Genomic DNA, 18,109 nt, shown 5'->3' with positions numbered 1-18,109 from the left:
TACTATATTTCTTTCTGCTTACCGTAACGTTTGGTTATGGCCAGGAGCTTAACCTGCCGGTATATACGCAATATTTGGCGGACAATGATTTTGTGGTATCGCCGACCTTTGCGGGTATAGGTGACTATTTAAAGATCCGTGCCAATGGGCTTACGCAGTGGGTGGGGATCAAGGACGCCCCCGATAACCAATCGGTTTACGCCGATGTGCGCCTTGGTGACCGTTCGGGGCTAGGGGCATCGTTCTATAACGACCGCAACGGTAACACGATACAGACGGGGGCGAAGTTCTCTTTTGCCCACCATTTGATCTTGGACGTGACCTCGGAACAGTACCTGTCCCTTGGGCTTTCGCTCAACGTTAACAACTTTAGGATCGATATAGCAAACTTTGTTGGTTATGACGAAAGTGGGAATCAAATACCGGCATCGGCCTTAGGCATTGAAGACGACAGGGCGCAATCTAATATAAACTTCGATGTTGGAGCACTGTACCGTTACAAGGATTTCTTTATTAGCTTGAACTTGAATAATTTCCTCGACAAGAATATCGATGAGTTTAGGGATATTCAAAACCAGATATTCCAAGAGGAACCAAGGTTTCTGTTGAACTACCAAATCTATACGGGCTATACCTTTGGCAAGCCCATTCGCAATGGTGTTCAGTTCGAGCCCTCTATATTTTACCAGATGTTTACCAGTGATAAGCGTTCCAGTACGGACCTTAATTTCAAGGTGAAGAAGTTCGGCAGGAACGACAACTATGTGTTCGGGGGGATCTCGTACCGCTTTTTGAACGACCAGCTGCTCAAGCCGCTCAATATAGGTCCCATGGCGGGGATCAACCAGGACAAGTTCTATTTTGCCTATGCCTACCAGATCACTGCCAATGGGCTGTCGGGCTACAACTCGGGGACCCATGTCATTACCATCGGGCTTAACTTCCTGAGGGGGATAAGCAACTGTCCCTGTACCAAGACCAGGGTGAGGTATTAGACCCGTTTATAAGCGTATGAATACATCTATTTCTATATTTTTTAGGAGTTATTACTAATAATAACAATTAAAAGTAGGATAAATACTTTATTAATATCAACTATAAAGTTGTAAGTCTTACTATAATTTTCAGTATAAGCATCGTTTTCTTCAAAATGATAATCATCTAAATACGTTTTCTTTAAAGACTATCATTATTGGCATAAATTATAGTTGTTGTTATGCTTGTATGATCCTATGGGAAGTTTTTATATTGAGTTTATTCCATTTTTCTTTCCAGTTCTTTTTTTTAATCCTGTTATGGTAGGTGTTTAAATCGAACTGAGGTGTTGGAATTACCATGAGATTGAATAAGTCGTCTAAACCGTACGGAGCAATAAAATCAATTGTATTATTAGGGGTTAATCTGATGGCTATTGATGTAGCGGTATCTGGCCAAAATGAAATGGCCTCATAACAATTAATGTATTGTTTATGATTATTTTTAATGTGCATTCTAGCTTGATTTTTTACAGACCAATTCAAATTTGAAGTAATTGTTTTTAGTTTGTTTTCAATTAGCAGATCATCATTTTTTAAAGCTTTGGTCTTGTTGTAATAGATAACATCAATATCATTTAGTTCTGTTCTTTTTTTACCGTGTTTATAATCCCAGATTTTATTTCTAACGAAACCAGCTCCAATCCAGCAATCGTTTAGGTTCAAGTCCCTAACGGTTTTTAAAGTTTGAATCATCCAATCGTCGCTTTCTATAATATTAATGAGTTGTTTGGTTAAGGTCAAGTTTCTTTTTTTAGGATCAATAATCCCGTTTTAACGGCAATACTGTTTATTGATTATACATTTTTTACTGTAAATGATGCTGTTAATCCAACGCTAAAATTGCGAGGCAGTTTTTCAACTCCAAAAATGGCTCTTGAGTGTCTGCCCTTATTTTCTAAAATTTTTACGAATAAGTCTGAAGCCCCATTAACAACTATAGGTGAATCGTCCCAATCTGCTCCTGATTGAAAATAGGCATCAATATGGTTTAGTCCAACAATGTTTTCAAATCCAATTTTATCATGTATTTGGGCTAAAACATTCAAAGCACATAATTCCATTGCTTTATAACCATCTTCGGTTGTTAGGTTTTCACCCAAGCGTCCTTGATAGTGATATTTTTCATTTTGAATAGGAAATTGGATGGCAATGTAGGCTATATTTTGTCTAATATTAACCGATACGTAGTTTCCCCCAGGTGTTGAAACGTTTGGCAATTTATACCCGTGTTGTTCTAAATTTTCTTTTGGGGTCATTGATTTTAGTTGTGAATATTGGGATGTTTATTAAAAATAATGGTTTGTGAGGGGCTTTCCGCAGGAAAATCAGAAGAATCTATATTGTACCATACACCGTTTAATTCAGGTGTTTTTTTGGAGAGCATCCAATTAATATAAAAACTAGAATAGGGAAATAAGTTTGTGGTTTCATTATTAATGAATGTCAACTTGATACATGCATCTCCACATACGATTTAATTTTCAACAATCTCAACCTCAAACAATTTATCCCAGCGTTTTCCGGTAACAAATATGGTTTTGGTTTCTGGGTTATAGGCAATACCGTTTAATACATCTAGGCCTTGATGTTGCGTGACCAATTTTTTTAACGGAGAAAAGTCCACAACCCCAGTAACTGCACCATTTTTAGGGTTTATAATGGCCACGCCATCTTTTTGGTAACGGTTGGCATAGATGCTTCCGTCAATCCATTCCATTTCATTAATCCCCACTATTTTCCCTTTATTGGTATAGACCTGTATGTAGCTTTGCTCTACAAGGGTTTTGGGATCCAAAAGCCAAATGTTTTCGGTGCCGTCGCTTTTGTAAATGGTAGTGTCGTTGTTGCATAATCCCCAACCTTCCTTACTGTTGCCATATTTAAAACTGGTAAGTTTGTCGAAGGTATTAACATCGTAAACAAAGCCTGTGCCTTCTCGCCATGTGAGTTGATAGATTTTATCGTGCAAAATGGTTAACCCTTCTCCAAAATATTCATCGGCAAGATCTATGTTTTTTATAATCTTACCTGTTTTGTAATCCACCTGGCGTAATTTGGACTCTTTGTACTGTCCGGTACTTTCGTATAAATTGCCATTGAAAAATTCAATCCCTTGGGTATAGGATGTAATATCATGAGGATATTCATTAATTATTTTGTACTTAAATATTTTAGGAGCTTCATTATTTAGAATAGTAATAGGCGTGGAGGTAAGCTGCTTTTCGTTATTGAAATATACCGTTGCTTCAATGGTATGCTTTCCTAGTTTAAAATTGGATAAAGGCGTATTGTCCTTTATGTTTCTACCGTCTAATGTATAAGTAACGGAATCAATAACATGCTTTTTTTTGTTACTGAGTGAGATATTTAAGGTTTCATTTATAGAAATATCGCCTTTTTTGGCATTGGTGGTTAGGGTAAAATCACTTTTTTTTTGTTTGGCGTTCGAACCACAAGACACAAGTATTAACCCTAATAATATGAAAGTAAGATAGTTAAAAAACCGCATTGTCGTTTTAATTTTTAAGCAAGATATTTATTTAAAATCGGTTTAAAAAATCATTGTGAAAATTTTAAAAGGTTGTATCTTTGCACCTGGCAAGTCCTACACAACCAGCTCCTGTAGAATCCTCCAGGGCGGGAACGCAGCAAAGGTATATGGTCGTAGCGGTGTGATGTAGGTAGCTTGCCTTTTTTTATGCCCTATTCTGTCCTTTTTTAATCTTTTTTGGTTTTAATCTTATTTAATCAGATTCATTGTTAATTTTACATTTTTAATTATTCATTTTTATTTATGTCTAAAGTTGTTTTAATAACGGGAGGATCTTCAGGTATAGGAAAATCCATAGGTGAATTTTTAATCGAAAAGGGTTTTGTGGTTTATGGAACCAGTAGAAATCCGGAGCGATACCCAGAAAGTAAGTTTCCATTATTAAAGCTAGACGTAAAGGATCTTGCTTCCATTAGAGCTGCTGTAGAAGCTATTATTGAGAAACAAGGGAAGTTAGATGTATTGATCAATAATGCTGGAGCAGGGATTACAGGGCCTATTGAGGAAATTCCAGAAGCGGAAATCAAGGCCAATTTTGAAACCAATTTTTTTGGTCCTATCAATGTTATCAAGGCAGTGCTGCCGCATATGCGATCACAACAATCAGGTTTGATCATAAATACAACTTCCATTGCAGGATATATGGGATTACCGTATCGTGGTGTATATAGTGCCAGTAAAGGCGCTTTAGAGCTAATAACCGAAGCATTTAGAATGGAATTAAAGCCTTTTAATATTCATATGACCAATGTGGCACCAGGCGACTTTGCAACTAATATTGCCGCTGGACGCTACCATGCCCCGCTATTGGACAATTCGCCATATAAAGCGACTTACGGAAAAACATTGGAGTTAATGAATGCTCATGTCGATTCTGGTAGTGACCCCAATATAATGGCTAAGGCTGTTTTTAAAATCATACAGGCTAAATCGCCCAAGGTGCATTATAAAGTTGGTGAGTTTATGCAGAAATTTTCTATTGTTTTAAAGCGTATTTTACCAGATACTGTTTATGAAAAGCTTTTGATGAATCATTATAAGCTATAGTTTTGGTATGTTATTTGTGTTTGGTTTAGGAGAAAACTGACGACATGAATAAAAGCATAAAATTCTTTTCCGTTTTACTTATCTTAATTTTTATTACAACTAGCTGCCAGGATATTTTGGAGTGTGTGCTTAATAGGCATCCAGTGTTATCTGATGATATACTGAAAATAGGCCAAGTTAATAGTTACTATACAGATGCGATTAATGCACAGATTAAAAACGAACCAAGAGACGACGATTACTATTATTACTTTTCTATAGATGGAGATTTGCCTGAAGGATTAGAATTTGTAGTAGATTATAGGTCTGTAATTATTGAAGGCACGCCACAGGAATCTGGGAGATACCAATTTACGGTACGTTTAAGTGTTGAACAAGTAGATGACTACTATGAGGATTGCGAAAACACATTAAATGATTGCGATGGACTTTGTAAAGAGAGCACTTCTAAAACGTATACTCTTAAAATTAGGTAAGCGGAGGATGTATTTGATGTCCATTACCAATCATGGTACTTAAACCTTTAAGTAATTAGTTGAATTTCTTTTATCTAATTATTGTAAATTTGCAACGAATTATAACTTATAAACACAAAAACATAATAATGAAGTTTTTTATAGACACAGCTAATCTAGACCAAATAAAAGATGCCCAAGATATGGGGATTTTAGATGGTGTTACAACAAACCCTTCCTTAATGGCTAAAGAGGGCATTACGGGACATGACAATATAATGAAGCATTATGTTGATATCTGCAATATAGTAGATGGCGATGTAAGTGCCGAAGTTATTTCAACCGATTTTGATGGCATGGTAAGGGAAGGAGAGGCTTTAGCTGAACTGCATGACCAAATCGTAATTAAACTACCTATGATTAAGGATGGGGTTAAGGCATGTAAATACTTTTCTGAAAAAGGAATAAAAACAAATGTAACCTTGGTATTTTCACCAGGGCAAGCTTTATTGGCTGCTAAGGCAGGAGCCTCTTATGTGTCTCCTTTTATAGGACGTTTGGATGATATTTCTACCGATGGTTTAAACCTTATCGCAGAAATAAGACAAATTTTTGATAACTATGGTTTTGATACCGAAATATTGGCAGCCTCTGTACGTCACACCATGCACGTTATTGATTGTGCCAAATTAGGTGCCGATGTTATGACTGGACCATTAAGTTCTATTGAAGGCTTGCTAAAACACCCATTAACCGACATTGGCTTGGCTAAGTTCTTAGAAGATTATAAAAAAGGAAATAACTAACATAAGATTCCTTTTAAAAAAAATCCTCTTCAGTATAAACATTGAAGAGGATTTTTTTATACTTTTTTTAAGCTTTTACCTGTTTATTGCTCCAAGCAATTCTTCTTCAAAATTATGATTAAAAATATTGGAATTGCTATTTACAATCTTTTTGTTTTTATCAATGATAAATGTTTTAATTTTAGGATAAATAGCAAGAGTAGCTCTTGCCTTTTCAGGGTTTTTGAACAGGTATTCATTGTCTAGCCCAATATAATTTTTCCTTAACGTTTTTTGAATGGTTTCTGCATTGTAATCGTCTATGTTGATCCTAATAAAAGAAACCTCAGGATACTTGATTTCCAATTCTTTTACTCTATTGTGACAATCTTTAAAGTGGTTATATGCCGCAAGTGTCCAAAAACAGATAACAGTAGTCGCTTGTATTTTTGAATCTAATTGGTATTCTTTGTTGCTATAATCTTTAATGACAATATTAGGTAAATAGTTTCCTGGTTTTAAGCTTTTAATTGCAGAAGCATATTGCTTTACCATTTTACTCTTTTCTTTATCGGTACTTTTCTCCAGATAGGCCTCGATTATAGCCTCATTATTTTTTCCCTCTTTATTATTGGCTAAAAATCTAGACGTATAATGATAGAGTAGGTTGTTTTTTATAGTAGTATCATCAATTAAACTGTCAATTAGGTTTAACCTGTCTAGCGTAAAACAAACCGAAGCCCAATTAAAATGTTTTTTTTTAGAATGATCCAAATGGGTTTTACAGGACAAATTACTTAAATTATAACGTAAAAACGATTGGTAGCTAAAACTGTCTTTTAATAAAGAATCGTTATAGTTCACCAATTCCCTATAGGCGTAAAAGTCGTTTGGCAACAATGCCAATGTTTCAGATTCACTAGTTCCCTTATGGTATAGTGGATAAGCTTCTTTTTTTAAATAGTAATTATAATCAATATTAGCCTTAGCTAGATTATTAAATAAGTTGGAGGTTGGATTTTTTTCTTTAAAGGCTTCTAAAACTTTGTAACTTCTTTTTCTTATGTTTTTTATTTTCTCCTCAAAGCTTTTAATATCCAATTGGCAGGATTTATATAGATTCTTAACTTCCAATGAGGGTTCGTTTTGAAGATACTCACTAATAAAGTAGTTGTTTTTTTTAGCGCCTAAACCGGTATATACTAAAGATTCATCAAAATCTAAGGTGTTTAACCTAAATAGGAGGCTGTCTTGGGGTTCCAATAGTACCGATTGAATTTCATCGCCATGGCGAAAGGTATAGAACCCAGCTTTTAAATTATCAATTTTATGAATAAATCTATTGTTGCCATCCAATAAAATGGTATCTAAAACGTTTTCAGATTTATACAGCACCACAAAATTGGATTTAGGATTAATCACTTGACCTCCAAAATAGGCATAATTCCTATCCGAAGACCTCGTGTCCTTTTTACATCCAAAACACGTTATGGCGAGTATTAAAAGTCCAATATAAAATTTCATAAATCCCTACCTAAGTTTGTTTGGGCACAAACACCCAAATCCATTAACAAAAATAGACCTTGTATTTATATTGTCCTGTTAATGGCCTGTTAAATCTTATTATGTCTATAATTGATATATTTTCCAAGAGCTTAAAAATATGGTAAGAACGTTTCACAAACAGTTTGAATTTTCTACTTTTGCAAAAAATTTTAATACACGCTATGCTATCAGTTTCTAATCTTTCTGTCCAATTTGGAAAACGTATACTTTTTGACGAGGTTAACACGACTTTCAACAATGGTAATTGTTACGGCATCATTGGTGCAAATGGTTCAGGTAAGTCTACATTTTTAAAGATATTATCAGGAAAAATGGAACCTACTTCTGGGCATGTATCCCTTGAAGCTGGTAAGCGTATGTCTGTACTTGAGCAAAACCATAATTTGTACGACGAGCATACGGTTTTGGAAACCGTTTTAATGGGAAACAAGCCTTTATTTAAGATTAAAACTGAAATAGATGCTTTGTATGCCGATTATTCAGATGAAAACGCCGATAAGATAGGGGAGTTGCAGGTACAATTTGAAGAAATGAACGGTTGGAATGCCGATAGTGATGCAGCGGCTTTATTATCGAATTTAGGGATAAAAGAAGAGTTGCACTATACGGTAATGGCCGATTTAGATGGGAAACAGAAAGTACGTGTCTTGTTAGCGCAGGCTTTATTTGGTAATCCAGATGTGTTGATCATGGATGAGCCTACCAACGATTTGGATTATGAAACCATTTCGTGGTTAGAGAACTTTTTGGCCAATTACGATAATTGCGTTATCGTGGTATCTCACGACCGTCACTTTTTAGATGCGGTTTGTACACACATTTCAGATATTGATTTTGGAAAAATCAACCACTATTCCGGAAACTATACATTTTGGTATGAGTCTTCGCAGTTAGCAGCGAAACAACGTGCCCAACAAAACAAAAAGGCCGAGGAAAAGAAGAAAGAATTGGAAGAGTTTATTAGACGTTTTTCTGCTAACGTGGCTAAAAGTAAGCAGGCTACCAGTAGGAAGAAAATGATTGATAAGCTTAATATTGAAGATATTAGACCTACAAGCCGTCGTTATCCAGCCATTATTTTTGAACGTGAAAGAGAAGCTGGAGACCAGATATTAAATATTGAAGGCCTTTCTGCGTCTATAGATGGCGAGGTGTTGTTTAATAACATCGATTTAAACTTAGCCAAAGGGGATAAGGTAGTTGTGTTTTCAAGAGATTCTAGAGCGACAACGGCATTTTATCAAATTATAAACAATAATGAAAAAGCAGATTCTGGTAAGTTTGCTTGGGGGGTTACAACAACACAATCGTATTTGCCATTAGATAATAGTGCGTTTTTTAATAATAATCTAACACTTGTTGATTGGTTACGCCAATGGGCTAAGACCGATGAAGAGCGCGAGGAAGTTTATATACGTGGATTTTTAGGGAAAATGATTTTTAGTGGAGAAGAAGCCCTAAAAAAATCGAATGTGTTATCTGGAGGCGAAAAAGTACGTTGTATGTTGAGTAGAATGATGATGCTAAGGGCAAATGTACTTATGCTGGACGAGCCTACCAACCACTTAGATTTGGAAAGTATTACCGCTTTTAACAACTCCTTAAAAAACTTTAAAGGTACCGTGTTGTTTACAACCCACGACCATGAGTTTGCGCAAACCGTTGCCAATAGGGTTATAGAGTTAACTCCAAATGGAATTATAGATCGCTATATAACCTTTGATGAGTACATGCAGGATAAAAAGATCAAGGAATTACGCGAAAAAATGTATTCCGTAACGGCTTAATAGTAAGCTGTTATTAAACGATAGACAAGCAGAAAAGGGAGCGTGTTAGTCTTCCATTTCTGCTTTTATTTTGTCTACAACAGTCATAGCTTCATCAAGCTCGTCATTATTTACAAAGACTTCTTGAAAACCAGGAACAATACCACCACCAAAACCGGCCAAGCGTGCCGATTCGGTTTCGTCTTTAACTATGGCATTAATACCGCTTTCCTCCAGTTCTTGTACAAGATGCTGTACAATGACTAAACTGCCCGTAAAAATTTTAGTATAATTAGAATCAGTCATTTTTTTAGTATTAGATATCCTGTATTAAATATACGGAATATAAAGGATAACAAAAACTTTATTTTCTTCATGAATTACATAGAATTAAATCATTAAATTAGAGGTTATTACATGAGTGTAAATAATTAATCTCTAAATGTATGGGTCATGGATAAAAGAATTTACATATTGTTTCTTGGCGTTTTGATAATGGCTTGCAAGGAAAATGTTCAAAATAAAAAGGAAAGTTACCCGTCTGAAAAAGGGCTTTTGGCTAATGCTGAAATTATTGATTTAACCCACGATTTTTCAGATGAAACCATTTATTGGGTAACGGCAAAGGAGTTTGAATTGGATACTGTGGCCCATGGCGAGACCGAGCAGGGCTTTTTTTATGCGGCTAATAATTTTTCAACGGCAGAACATGGAGGCACCCATATAGATGCACCAATTCATTTTGCTAAAGAAGGTCAAACGGTAGATGAAATACCTTTAGAACACTTAATTGGTAGTGCTATTAAAATAGATGTGTCCCATAAGGCACTAAACAATCCAGAATATCTTATAACGACAGATGATTTTTTGAATTGGGAAAGGACCGAAAAAACACAAATCCCAGAAGGAAGCATAGTGCTATTGCAAACAGGATATTCTAAATATTATCCCAATAAGTTAAACTATTTAGGAACGGAAATGCGTGGCCCAGAGGCAGTAAAAGATTTACACTTTCCTGGCTTAGCTCCAGAAGCCGCCACTTGGCTTGTTGAAAACAGAAAAATTCATGCCATAGGTATTGATACACCTAGTATAGATTATGGGCAGTCTACCGACTTTAAAAGCCACGTTATCCTTCTTGGAAAAAATATTCCAGCTTTTGAAAACCTGACTCATTTAGACCAGTTACCCTCCAAAAATTTTACAATCGTAGCCTTACCTATGAAAATTAAGGGAGGAAGCGGCGGCCCTTTAAGGATTATAGCACTTGTTAACCAATGAGCAAGCTTAATAGATTTGCAATAAATATTACTGTTGATGTCTTTAGGGCAAATGGCAAGCCACCGTGCTATCCGCTATAGTTTTTTAAAATTTTTGAATTTTAAAAAAGCTGCCGCTGCTATCACTTTTGCGGGGCTTTATTTGTTAGTTCAGTATATGATAAAAGCCTTGTACTTTTTTTAATAATACCCTTCTAACTTTAAATTCTTAAACGAGTTTAAAGCCACCTTTCCTTCATTTCGAGGGGAACGAGTTCTGTTCATGGATTCATTCCGAGTAAACGGAATGAAGACGAGATGGTTAAAAAACGTTTGCCCAATTATTTAATTTTTAGCGTGCAAACTATATCAGGGATGTACACAAACATCTAACTTCCATCAATCACAAGGGCTAAACTTGTCGTATACACTATCGCAATTCTGCCCCAAGCTGTTTTTCAAAATTAGCTTGAAGCTTACTCATGATTTTGTCAATTTGCTTATCGGTGAGCGTTTTGTTCTCATCCTGTAATGTAAAGCTCACCGCATAGCTCTTTTTGCCTTTAGGCAGGTTTTTGCCTTGGTAAACATCAAAAAGGCTTACCTCCTTTAGCAATTGTCTTTCACTTTGTTTAGCAATCTTATGGATGTCTTCAAAAGAAACATTATCATCTAATAGCAAAGCAAAGTCACGTCTTACCATTGGGTATTTTGGAATGGGCTTAAATGTAATTTTATTACGTTTCACCAATTCTAGAATGGCATCCCAATTAAAATCGGCATAAACCACTTCCTGTGAAATATCAAAAGCCTTTAAAACAGATTTTTTTACTAATCCAAAGTCGACTAACTTGGTTTTACCTTGGGAGATCGACAAACCTTCCCCAAATAAATCATTGGCAATAGGCGCTTCGGCATATCTTGATATACCCAAACGTTCCAAAGTAGTAGCTACAATGCCTTTTAAAAAGAAGAAATCACTTTTCCCATTAGCGCTATGCCAGCTTTCGGGATTTCTGCTACCGGTAACCAATAGGCTTAGGTGCTTAAATTCCTTTCTTTCACCATCAATGTCATGATAGGTCTTTCCAAATTCGAATAGCTTTAAATCCTGGCGTTTTCTGTTAATGTTATACGAAATAGCCTCTAAGCCAGAAAACAATAGCGATTGTCTAAGTACCGATAAATCATTACTTAGTGGATTTAACATGGTAACGTTATGTGCTTCATCTAATTGATCACTTAAAGCCACATAATTGGGTGTGGTTAAGGAATTAGAGAGTGTTTCAAAAAAACCTTGGGCAGCTAACAAATTACCAATAACATCTTGTATTTTATGGTCTTCAAAGCGAGATGTGTTGGAAACTGAGGCGTTTAGCTTTGTTGTTGTTTTAATGTTATTATAGCCATACACCCGTAAAATTTCCTCAATAACATCGGCTTCGCGTTGTACGTCATTTCTATAAGCGGGTACAGTAAGTCCCAAGCCAGCTTCGGTTACATTATTAACCTTTATCTCTAATGATGTAAGTATACGTTTAATAATTTCCTTAGGGATTTCTTCGCCAATAAGCTTTTGTGCATTTTCGAAGCTTAGACGTATTTCAAAGTCCTTAATTTTTTTAGGATAGATGTCTATAACGTCGCTTGTAACTTCACCACCAGCTATTTCCTGTATTAAAAGCGTTGCTCGTTTTAATGCATATTCAGTGATATTAGGGTCAATACCACGCTCAAACCTAAAGGAAGCGTCTGTGTTCAACCCGTGGCGTTTTGCCGATTTACGAATGCTTACAGGATTAAAATAAGCACTTTCTAAAAATATGCTTGTTGTACTTTCGGTTACGCCAGAATCAATCCCACCAAATACTCCAGCAATACAAATGGGTTTTTGGGCGTCACAAATCATAAGATCGTCCCCATGTAACTCACGCTCCACACCATCCAAGGTTGTAAACTTGGTACCACGTTCTAAAGTTTTAACTTCAATTTTATTGCCAGCTATCTTAACGGCATCAAAGGCATGAAGCGGCTGTCCCAACTCATGCAAAACGTAATTTGTGGCATCTACGACATTATTTATGGGTGCCAAGCCTATAGCCTTTAAACGATGTTGCAACCATTCTGGGGAATCTCCAACTTTTAGTCCAGAAATGGTAACTCCACAGTAACGGGGAGCTAAATCTTTATTGATAACATCGACATCAATTTTAAGTGTACGGTTGTCGGTATGAAAAGCACTTACCGATGGCGTAATAAGTTCTAAATTGATGTCTTTTTGAAGAAAACCGGCTTTAAGGTCACGGGCAACACCAAAATGACTCATGGCATCTGCACGATTGGGCGTTAGGCCTATTTCGAAGACGCTATCATTTTCAATTTTAAACACGTCGGCCGCAGGTGTTCCTATTTTAAGATTGGAATCAAGTACCATAATACCATCGTGCGATTTACCCAAGCCCAATTCGTCTTCGGCACAAATCATACCATGGCTTGCTTCTCCTCTAATCTTACCTTTCTTAATGATCCATGACTCACCTTCTTCGGTGTATAACGTGGAGCCAATGGTTGCAACTGGTACTTTTTGCCCTTTAGCAACATTGGGAGCCCCGCAAACAATCTGTAGCGGTTCATCACCTCCAATATCAACCGTAGTAACTTTTAATTTATCGGCATTGGGATGTTTTTCACAGGTAAGCACTTCGCCAATAACAACACCCTGTAATCCACCTTTTACCGATTGATAGTCCTCAACACCTTCTACTTCAAGCCCTAAATCGGTTAATAGTTCACTTATTTGTTCTGGAGCCCAATCGGTTTTGATAAATTGCTTCAGCCAGTTATAAGAAATTTTCATCTGTATACTTTATTGTTTTAGAGGTCAGATCTAACCATTCATTGTTAAAATAGTTGTTGAACATATATTAATAACGACGGTTTCATAAACCATGTACTATTTAAGCCAGCAAAGATAAACTATTGCAACAAGCATTCAAATATTGGAGTATTAAAACCGTGATAATTTGATAAAATTTAGAACGAAAAAATTTAGATTGCTTTATTGCAGGATTGTAAATATGAATGTTGCAAACAATGAAATAAGAATAACACCATATATAATATTTGTTCTGCCTTTAGATAACGATAGCATTACTGTAAATACTGTTAACCCTAGCAGTAGCATAGTAATGCTATCCAGTCCTAAAATAATATTTATATCAAAAATAACACTAACAAAGGTAACTGTAGGTATTGTGAGCCCTATGGCCGCCAAAGCAGAACCTAAAGATAGGTTTAGGCTTGTTTGTATATCATCATTATGTGCAGCTTTTATTGCCGCTATGGCCTCAGGCAATAAGATTATTAAGGCTATAATTACTCCGAGTAATGATTGTGGTAAACCGGCCTCAATAATAATGCCCTCGATGGTTGGGGAAATGGTTTTTGCCAATAAGACCACGATCACCAAACTTATAATCAAAAATATAAGATTAACATATAATGGGACTTCATTAGGTTTAGCTTGATGACTGTCTTTTTGATTAGATAAAAAGTAGTTACGATGGCGAATGGTTTGAACGTATATGAATGTACCATAGATAACCAAACAGATAACGGCCACAAAGATGAGTTGGGATTTACTTGAGTTGGGGTCATCTGCATTTCCTATGAAGTTTGGTAATACTAACGATAAAACGAGTATGGTAACTAAGCTTACCAAAGCTGTGTTGACTGACTTTTTGTCGAAGGTTTGTTCAAAATGTTTTATACTACCAATCCAGATGCACAATCCAATAATCACGGTTAAAAGTATCATGACAGCCGAAAAAACAGTGTCCCTAGCTAAATAAAGGGCTTTGTCCCCACCGGCAAGCATGAGGGATACAATTAATGCGACTTCTATTACTGTTACCGAAACGGCCAGTATAATGGTGCCAAAGGGTTCTCCAACCCTGTGGGCTATAATTTCGGAGTGCAGTACTGCTGCAAGAACAGAACCAATTAATAGGGCAACAACAATAATTTGCCCCAAAGTATTAAACTGGAATAGGTTAGTGATATAGGCGATAATGGCAAGTAGGGGGATGATTTTGTACCAGCTAAGAATGCGTTTCATTTTTTTATTATTTCAAAATGATTGTTACTGTGATTATAAATGTAGGAAATTTTAATGCAATTAAACTATGCATGAAGGGTGAAATTAGAATTTAGTGCGTTTTTAGCCTATTAACTCCTTTATGTCTTTAGGTAAGAAGTTTTCTTCAATTGTATGGCAACCTCCCATGTAGCTTATTGTATTGAAAATAAAGCTAAAGTATTATTCCAAAAACTTCTTTTTAAGTTCTGGGGTTGGAATCATACAAGTCTCTTTTTTACCAAACCATCGGTAACGGTTTTTGGCAATACCATCGTAAATCCTGTTTCGTATAAATGGTGGTATAATAAAAAATACACCCATCATATTATGAGGAAAACCCAATTGGTAAGCAATTTTTAAGACAGCAGTACTTTTATAAGTAATGCTTTTTTGTGGTGTGTATAAGAGTATGGAATCTATTTTAGAGGTATTGATATTGAAATCGTTAACAAGTTGTTGCCCTGCATTACTTTGTAATGCTGTAAACATAAACTTGTTTTTTTTGTCGTGTTTTATAACATAGTTCACGGCACCATTGCAGAGGTTGCAAACCCCATCAAAAACTATAAGTTTTTTATGGTTGGGAATAGGGGTCATCATTTTTTTGCTTCTACAAGCTCCAACTGCTCCAAGCTTACGCTTGTGGTAAATATGCCATAGTTTACAACAGCCTTGTTTTTTTCAATTTTATCAATGCTGCCTATGGCACGTCCATCTTCCATACGCACGCGATCCCCGATTTTTAATACCGGTTTTGGCTTGGGTGTTTCGACAGCTTTCTTTTTGGCTTCTTTTTTCTTTTTTCGAATAACTTCTACTTTCTTTTCTACTTCTTGTTTTACCTGCTGTTCCTTAGCCTTCTCGACTTTCTTTTGTTTGGCCGATACTTTTTTGCGTTTGGAATTTTCAATCTGTACAACCTTAAACAATTCCGCCATTAAATCGCGCTTGCGTTTGTTTTCAAAATATTTTTCGGCGAGATCGTTTACCTTTTGTCCTAAATAAATAAGGCGTTGGTTACTATCATACAACTCTTGGTAACTTTCCAGTTTTTTCTGAACTTTACTGTTTATTTCCTCGAGTTTATCTGCTTCTTCACTTTTTTTCTTTTCGTTTAGTTTTAGCGACTGTCCCGTTTTTTCCAATCTGGAACGTTCTTTTTGAAGCTTTGCGATAGTCGCATCAAAGCGTACTTTACTGCGTTCTATTTTCTTTTTGGCACGGTTTATTAAACTGTATGGAATGCCATTTTTCTGAGCGACTTCAAAGGTAAATGAGCTCCCTGCCTGTCCTACAACCAATTTAAACATGGGTTCTAAGGAACGCTCGTTAAAGAGCATATTAGCATTGATCATATATGGTAGCTCTGTAGCTAATATTTTAAGGTTGGAGTAGTGTGTGGTAATGATCCCAAAAGCTTTACGGTGGTAGAACTCCTCTAAAAAAGTTTCAGCAAGGGCACCTCCCAATTCGGGGTCACTTCCCGTACCAAACTCATCAATTAAAAATAAGGTGTCTTTGTTGCACTTTCTTAAAAAGTAGTTCATCTGTTTTAGGCGATAGCTGTAGGTGCTTAAATGGTTTTCTATGGATTGGTTGTCACCTATATCACTTAAAACCCTATCGAATAAACACACTTTACTGCGCTCGTGAACAGGAATAAGAAGTCCGCTTTGAAGCATAACCTGTAATAAGCCAATTGTTTTTAGGGTGATACTTTTTCCTCCTGCATTGGGACCGGAAATAACAATAATTCTACTGTCTTCCTTTAGTTCTATGGTTTGTGGAAAGGTTGGTAACTCTTTTTCCAAATTATTTAAAAAGAGTAACGGGTGATAAGCATCACGTAAATACAAATGTTTTTCTTCAGAGAATTCTGGGAGAATGGCATTTAAAGACTTGGCGTACTTTGCTTTGGCCGAAATGATATCGATATCAATTAAAAAAGATTGATAGGCTTGTAGCAGAGGTAAAAATGGACGAATGGTATTAGTTACTTCTTTAAGTATTCTAATAATTTCTTCCTGTTCTTCGTGTTCTAAATTATTGAGTTCCCTGGTGTGCTGTAAGGTTGCTTCTGGTTCAATATAAACAATGCTTCCTGTTTTACTACTGCCCATAACACTACCTTTAACCTTACGGCGGTACATGGCTTTAACGGCCAATACACGCCTGTTTTCAACTACAGATTCACGAATGTCGTCCAAATACTCTAAGCCATGATAAGTGTGAAGTGCCGTGGCAAAACTCTGGTTTATTTTACCTTTTACCTTGTTAATAGCTTGCCTTAAATCGAAAAGTAAAGTGGATGCATTGTCCTTAACATCGCCAAAGCGATCTATAATACTGTCTACCTTTTCAATTAGTATTTTAGTGACTTCTATTTTTGAGGCGTAAGTATTAAGGGTGGGGTAGTATTCCTTAAACTTTTCAAGAAATAGTATAATGGTATTTGCTGTTTGGGATATTGCAGCTATCTTTTTTAAACCGTGTATGTCTAAATAGGTATTTTCAATTTTTAACAGTTTAAGCTCTTTGGAGATGGCATCGAACCCATGATTGGGAATACGGTTATCATTATAAAAAGACGAAAGATATTCGTTGGTTAGCTTTAACGCTTCCATTAAAAGTTCCTTAGACCTGTATGGTGCAATATTTTGTGCTTCATGGTTTCCCAATGCAGTAATGCAATGCTCACTAACCTGCTGAAGCACGGTAGGGAATTCTAAATCCTGTAATGTTTTTTCGTGAATACCGTTCATTTTATAGTATTATTGGGTACTATCGACCAGCTAGACAATAGGTATGCAAAGTTAAACATTTAGTGATTTAATTCTTCTAACTTCAAATTATAATCGTATTGTAGATCGGCATGGAGGGTGCTTATTATTTTTTTTGCTAGTGCTATTTGTCGGTGATATAAATTGGTTAATTGCTGACTCCGTTTAATGTTTGGGCTAAAGTGTTTTAACTGTTCGCAAAAATACAACAACAGCTCCACTTCGGTCTCTTTGTTTTGGGAATAGCGAATGTACTTTTTTACGTTTCTTAAAATTTTTCGGATACTCTTTCTAATATAAAAAAAACTATCCCTGTTTATTAGCTCAAATTCACCATCCATATAAGCTTTTATGCTGTCTATATAGCTCGCTTCATCAGCCGATTCAAAAAGCAAATAGGATAACAGTTCCTTGTTTTCTTTTTTAAATCGAGCTAGCCTTAAACAGAGGGCTTCAAGATCTTGGTGTGAAAGCATGTTTAATTCCTTTTTGATGTCTTTAAGTGGCAGTGCTTTCATGTTGTGGTTATTTGAATGATAAATATATAAAAAGCGTTATAGTGAGGTGCATGATAAGTTTTCTTTTTTTTTAGATTAGAAGTTAGAGGTTAGAGGTTAGAGGTTAGAGGTTAGAGGTTAGAGGTTGGAAGTTAGAGGTTGGAAGTTGGAAGTTGGAAGTTGGAAGTTGGATGGAGATAAATTAATGGACAAAATCCCGCAAAAGCG

Annotated in this window: 16 protein-coding genes and 1 other RNA gene; 7 read left to right on the top strand and 10 right to left on the bottom strand. The window is 36.0% G+C overall.

Translation table 11 applies throughout. The annotated features are described in order from the left end of the window. On the top strand, positions 1-995 hold a 995-nt coding region (locus MR062_RS16390), incomplete at its 5' end, for a PorP/SprF family type IX secretion system membrane protein (RefSeq protein ID WP_394800547.1). A 219-nt stretch (positions 996-1,214) separates the two neighbouring features. Here MR062_RS16390 and MR062_RS16385 read toward each other — a convergent pair. From MR062_RS16385 to MR062_RS16375, 3 genes are all read right to left on the bottom strand, one after another. Then, complete coding sequence (locus MR062_RS16385) at positions 1,215-1,778, bottom strand: nucleotidyltransferase family protein (RefSeq protein ID WP_242206257.1); 564 nt, start codon at positions 1,776-1,778, stop codon at positions 1,215-1,217. A gap of 53 nt (positions 1,779-1,831) precedes the next feature. After that, entirely contained in the window at positions 1,832-2,293 is a 462-nt protein-coding gene (locus tag MR062_RS16380; protein WP_242206254.1) for a RidA family protein, read from the bottom strand. Between the two features lie 218 nt (positions 2,294-2,511). Further along, on the bottom strand, positions 2,512-3,546 hold the full coding sequence (locus tag MR062_RS16375) for a glutaminyl-peptide cyclotransferase (RefSeq protein WP_242206252.1): 1,035 nt from the start codon (positions 3,544-3,546) through the stop codon (positions 2,512-2,514). 87 nt (positions 3,547-3,633) lie between these two features. Here MR062_RS16375 and ffs point away from each other — a divergent pair. The 4 genes from ffs to fsa all read left to right on the top strand — a co-directional run bounded on the left by ffs (position 3,634) and on the right by fsa (position 5,896). Then, an RNA gene (ffs, locus tag MR062_RS16370) (signal recognition particle sRNA small type) lies at positions 3,634-3,732 on the top strand. Positions 3,733-3,831: 99 nt separating this feature from the next. Then, entirely contained in the window at positions 3,832-4,635 is an 804-nt protein-coding gene (locus tag MR062_RS16365; protein WP_242206251.1) for an SDR family oxidoreductase, read from the top strand. A gap of 44 nt (positions 4,636-4,679) precedes the next feature. Then, positions 4,680-5,111 (top strand): hypothetical protein, encoded by a 432-nt coding sequence (locus tag MR062_RS16360; protein WP_242206249.1) that lies wholly within the window; start codon positions 4,680-4,682, stop codon positions 5,109-5,111. A gap of 128 nt (positions 5,112-5,239) precedes the next feature. Further along, the gene (gene fsa, locus MR062_RS16355; RefSeq protein WP_242206247.1) at positions 5,240-5,896 is read left to right on the top strand and encodes a fructose-6-phosphate aldolase; all 657 of its coding nucleotides are present in this window, start codon (positions 5,240-5,242) and stop codon (positions 5,894-5,896) included. A gap of 75 nt (positions 5,897-5,971) precedes the next feature. Here the strand turns inward: fsa and MR062_RS16350 are convergent, their stop codons facing one another. Beyond that, the gene (locus tag MR062_RS16350; RefSeq protein ID WP_242206245.1) at positions 5,972-7,399 is read right to left on the bottom strand and encodes a TlpA family protein disulfide reductase; all 1,428 of its coding nucleotides are present in this window, start codon (positions 7,397-7,399) and stop codon (positions 5,972-5,974) included. Positions 7,400-7,602: 203 nt separating this feature from the next. Between MR062_RS16350 and MR062_RS16345 the strand changes: the two genes are divergently transcribed. Next, positions 7,603-9,228 (top strand): ABC-F family ATP-binding cassette domain-containing protein, encoded by a 1,626-nt coding sequence (locus tag MR062_RS16345; protein WP_242206242.1) that lies wholly within the window; start codon positions 7,603-7,605, stop codon positions 9,226-9,228. A 45-nt stretch (positions 9,229-9,273) separates the two neighbouring features. On the opposite strand, the gene MR062_RS16340 is transcribed toward MR062_RS16345, so the two are convergent. Continuing rightward, positions 9,274-9,513 carry a putative signal transducing protein gene (locus MR062_RS16340; RefSeq protein ID WP_242206240.1) on the bottom strand — a complete coding sequence of 80 codons (240 nt, stop codon included), beginning with the start codon at positions 9,511-9,513 and terminating at the stop codon, positions 9,274-9,276. 147 nt (positions 9,514-9,660) lie between these two features. Between MR062_RS16340 and MR062_RS16335 the strand changes: the two genes are divergently transcribed. Beyond that, positions 9,661-10,488 carry a cyclase family protein gene (locus MR062_RS16335; protein WP_242206239.1) on the top strand — a complete coding sequence of 276 codons (828 nt, stop codon included), beginning with the start codon at positions 9,661-9,663 and terminating at the stop codon, positions 10,486-10,488. 408 nt (positions 10,489-10,896) lie between these two features. Here MR062_RS16335 and pheT read toward each other — a convergent pair whose 3' ends face one another. The 5 genes from pheT to MR062_RS16310 form a co-directional block, all read right to left on the bottom strand. Next, complete coding sequence (pheT, locus tag MR062_RS16330; RefSeq protein WP_242206237.1) at positions 10,897-13,323, bottom strand: phenylalanine--tRNA ligase subunit beta; 2,427 nt, start codon at positions 13,321-13,323, stop codon at positions 10,897-10,899. Between the two features lie 201 nt (positions 13,324-13,524). Continuing rightward, the gene (locus MR062_RS16325) at positions 13,525-14,583 is read right to left on the bottom strand and encodes a calcium:proton antiporter (protein WP_242206235.1); all 1,059 of its coding nucleotides are present in this window, start codon (positions 14,581-14,583) and stop codon (positions 13,525-13,527) included. A 201-nt stretch (positions 14,584-14,784) separates the two neighbouring features. Continuing rightward, positions 14,785-15,204 carry a thiol-disulfide oxidoreductase DCC family protein gene (locus MR062_RS16320; protein ID WP_242206232.1) on the bottom strand — a complete coding sequence of 140 codons (420 nt, stop codon included), beginning with the start codon at positions 15,202-15,204 and terminating at the stop codon, positions 14,785-14,787. Then, positions 15,201-17,366, bottom strand: coding sequence for an endonuclease MutS2 (locus tag MR062_RS16315; protein ID WP_242206231.1), 2,166 nt, complete (start codon positions 17,364-17,366; stop codon positions 15,201-15,203). The genes MR062_RS16320 and MR062_RS16315 overlap by 4 nt, the downstream gene beginning before the upstream one ends. A gap of 59 nt (positions 17,367-17,425) precedes the next feature. Next, complete coding sequence (locus MR062_RS16310; RefSeq protein ID WP_242206229.1) at positions 17,426-17,902, bottom strand: hypothetical protein; 477 nt, start codon at positions 17,900-17,902, stop codon at positions 17,426-17,428. Between the last annotated feature and the right edge of the window lie 207 nt (positions 17,903-18,109).

The organism is Aestuariivivens insulae (assembly GCF_022662195.1).
Classification (GTDB): Bacteria; Bacteroidota; Bacteroidia; order Flavobacteriales; family Flavobacteriaceae; genus Aestuariivivens; species Aestuariivivens insulae.
The sequence above is the reverse complement of the archived record's forward strand: the minus strand, read 5'-3'. Positions and strand labels throughout refer to the sequence as shown.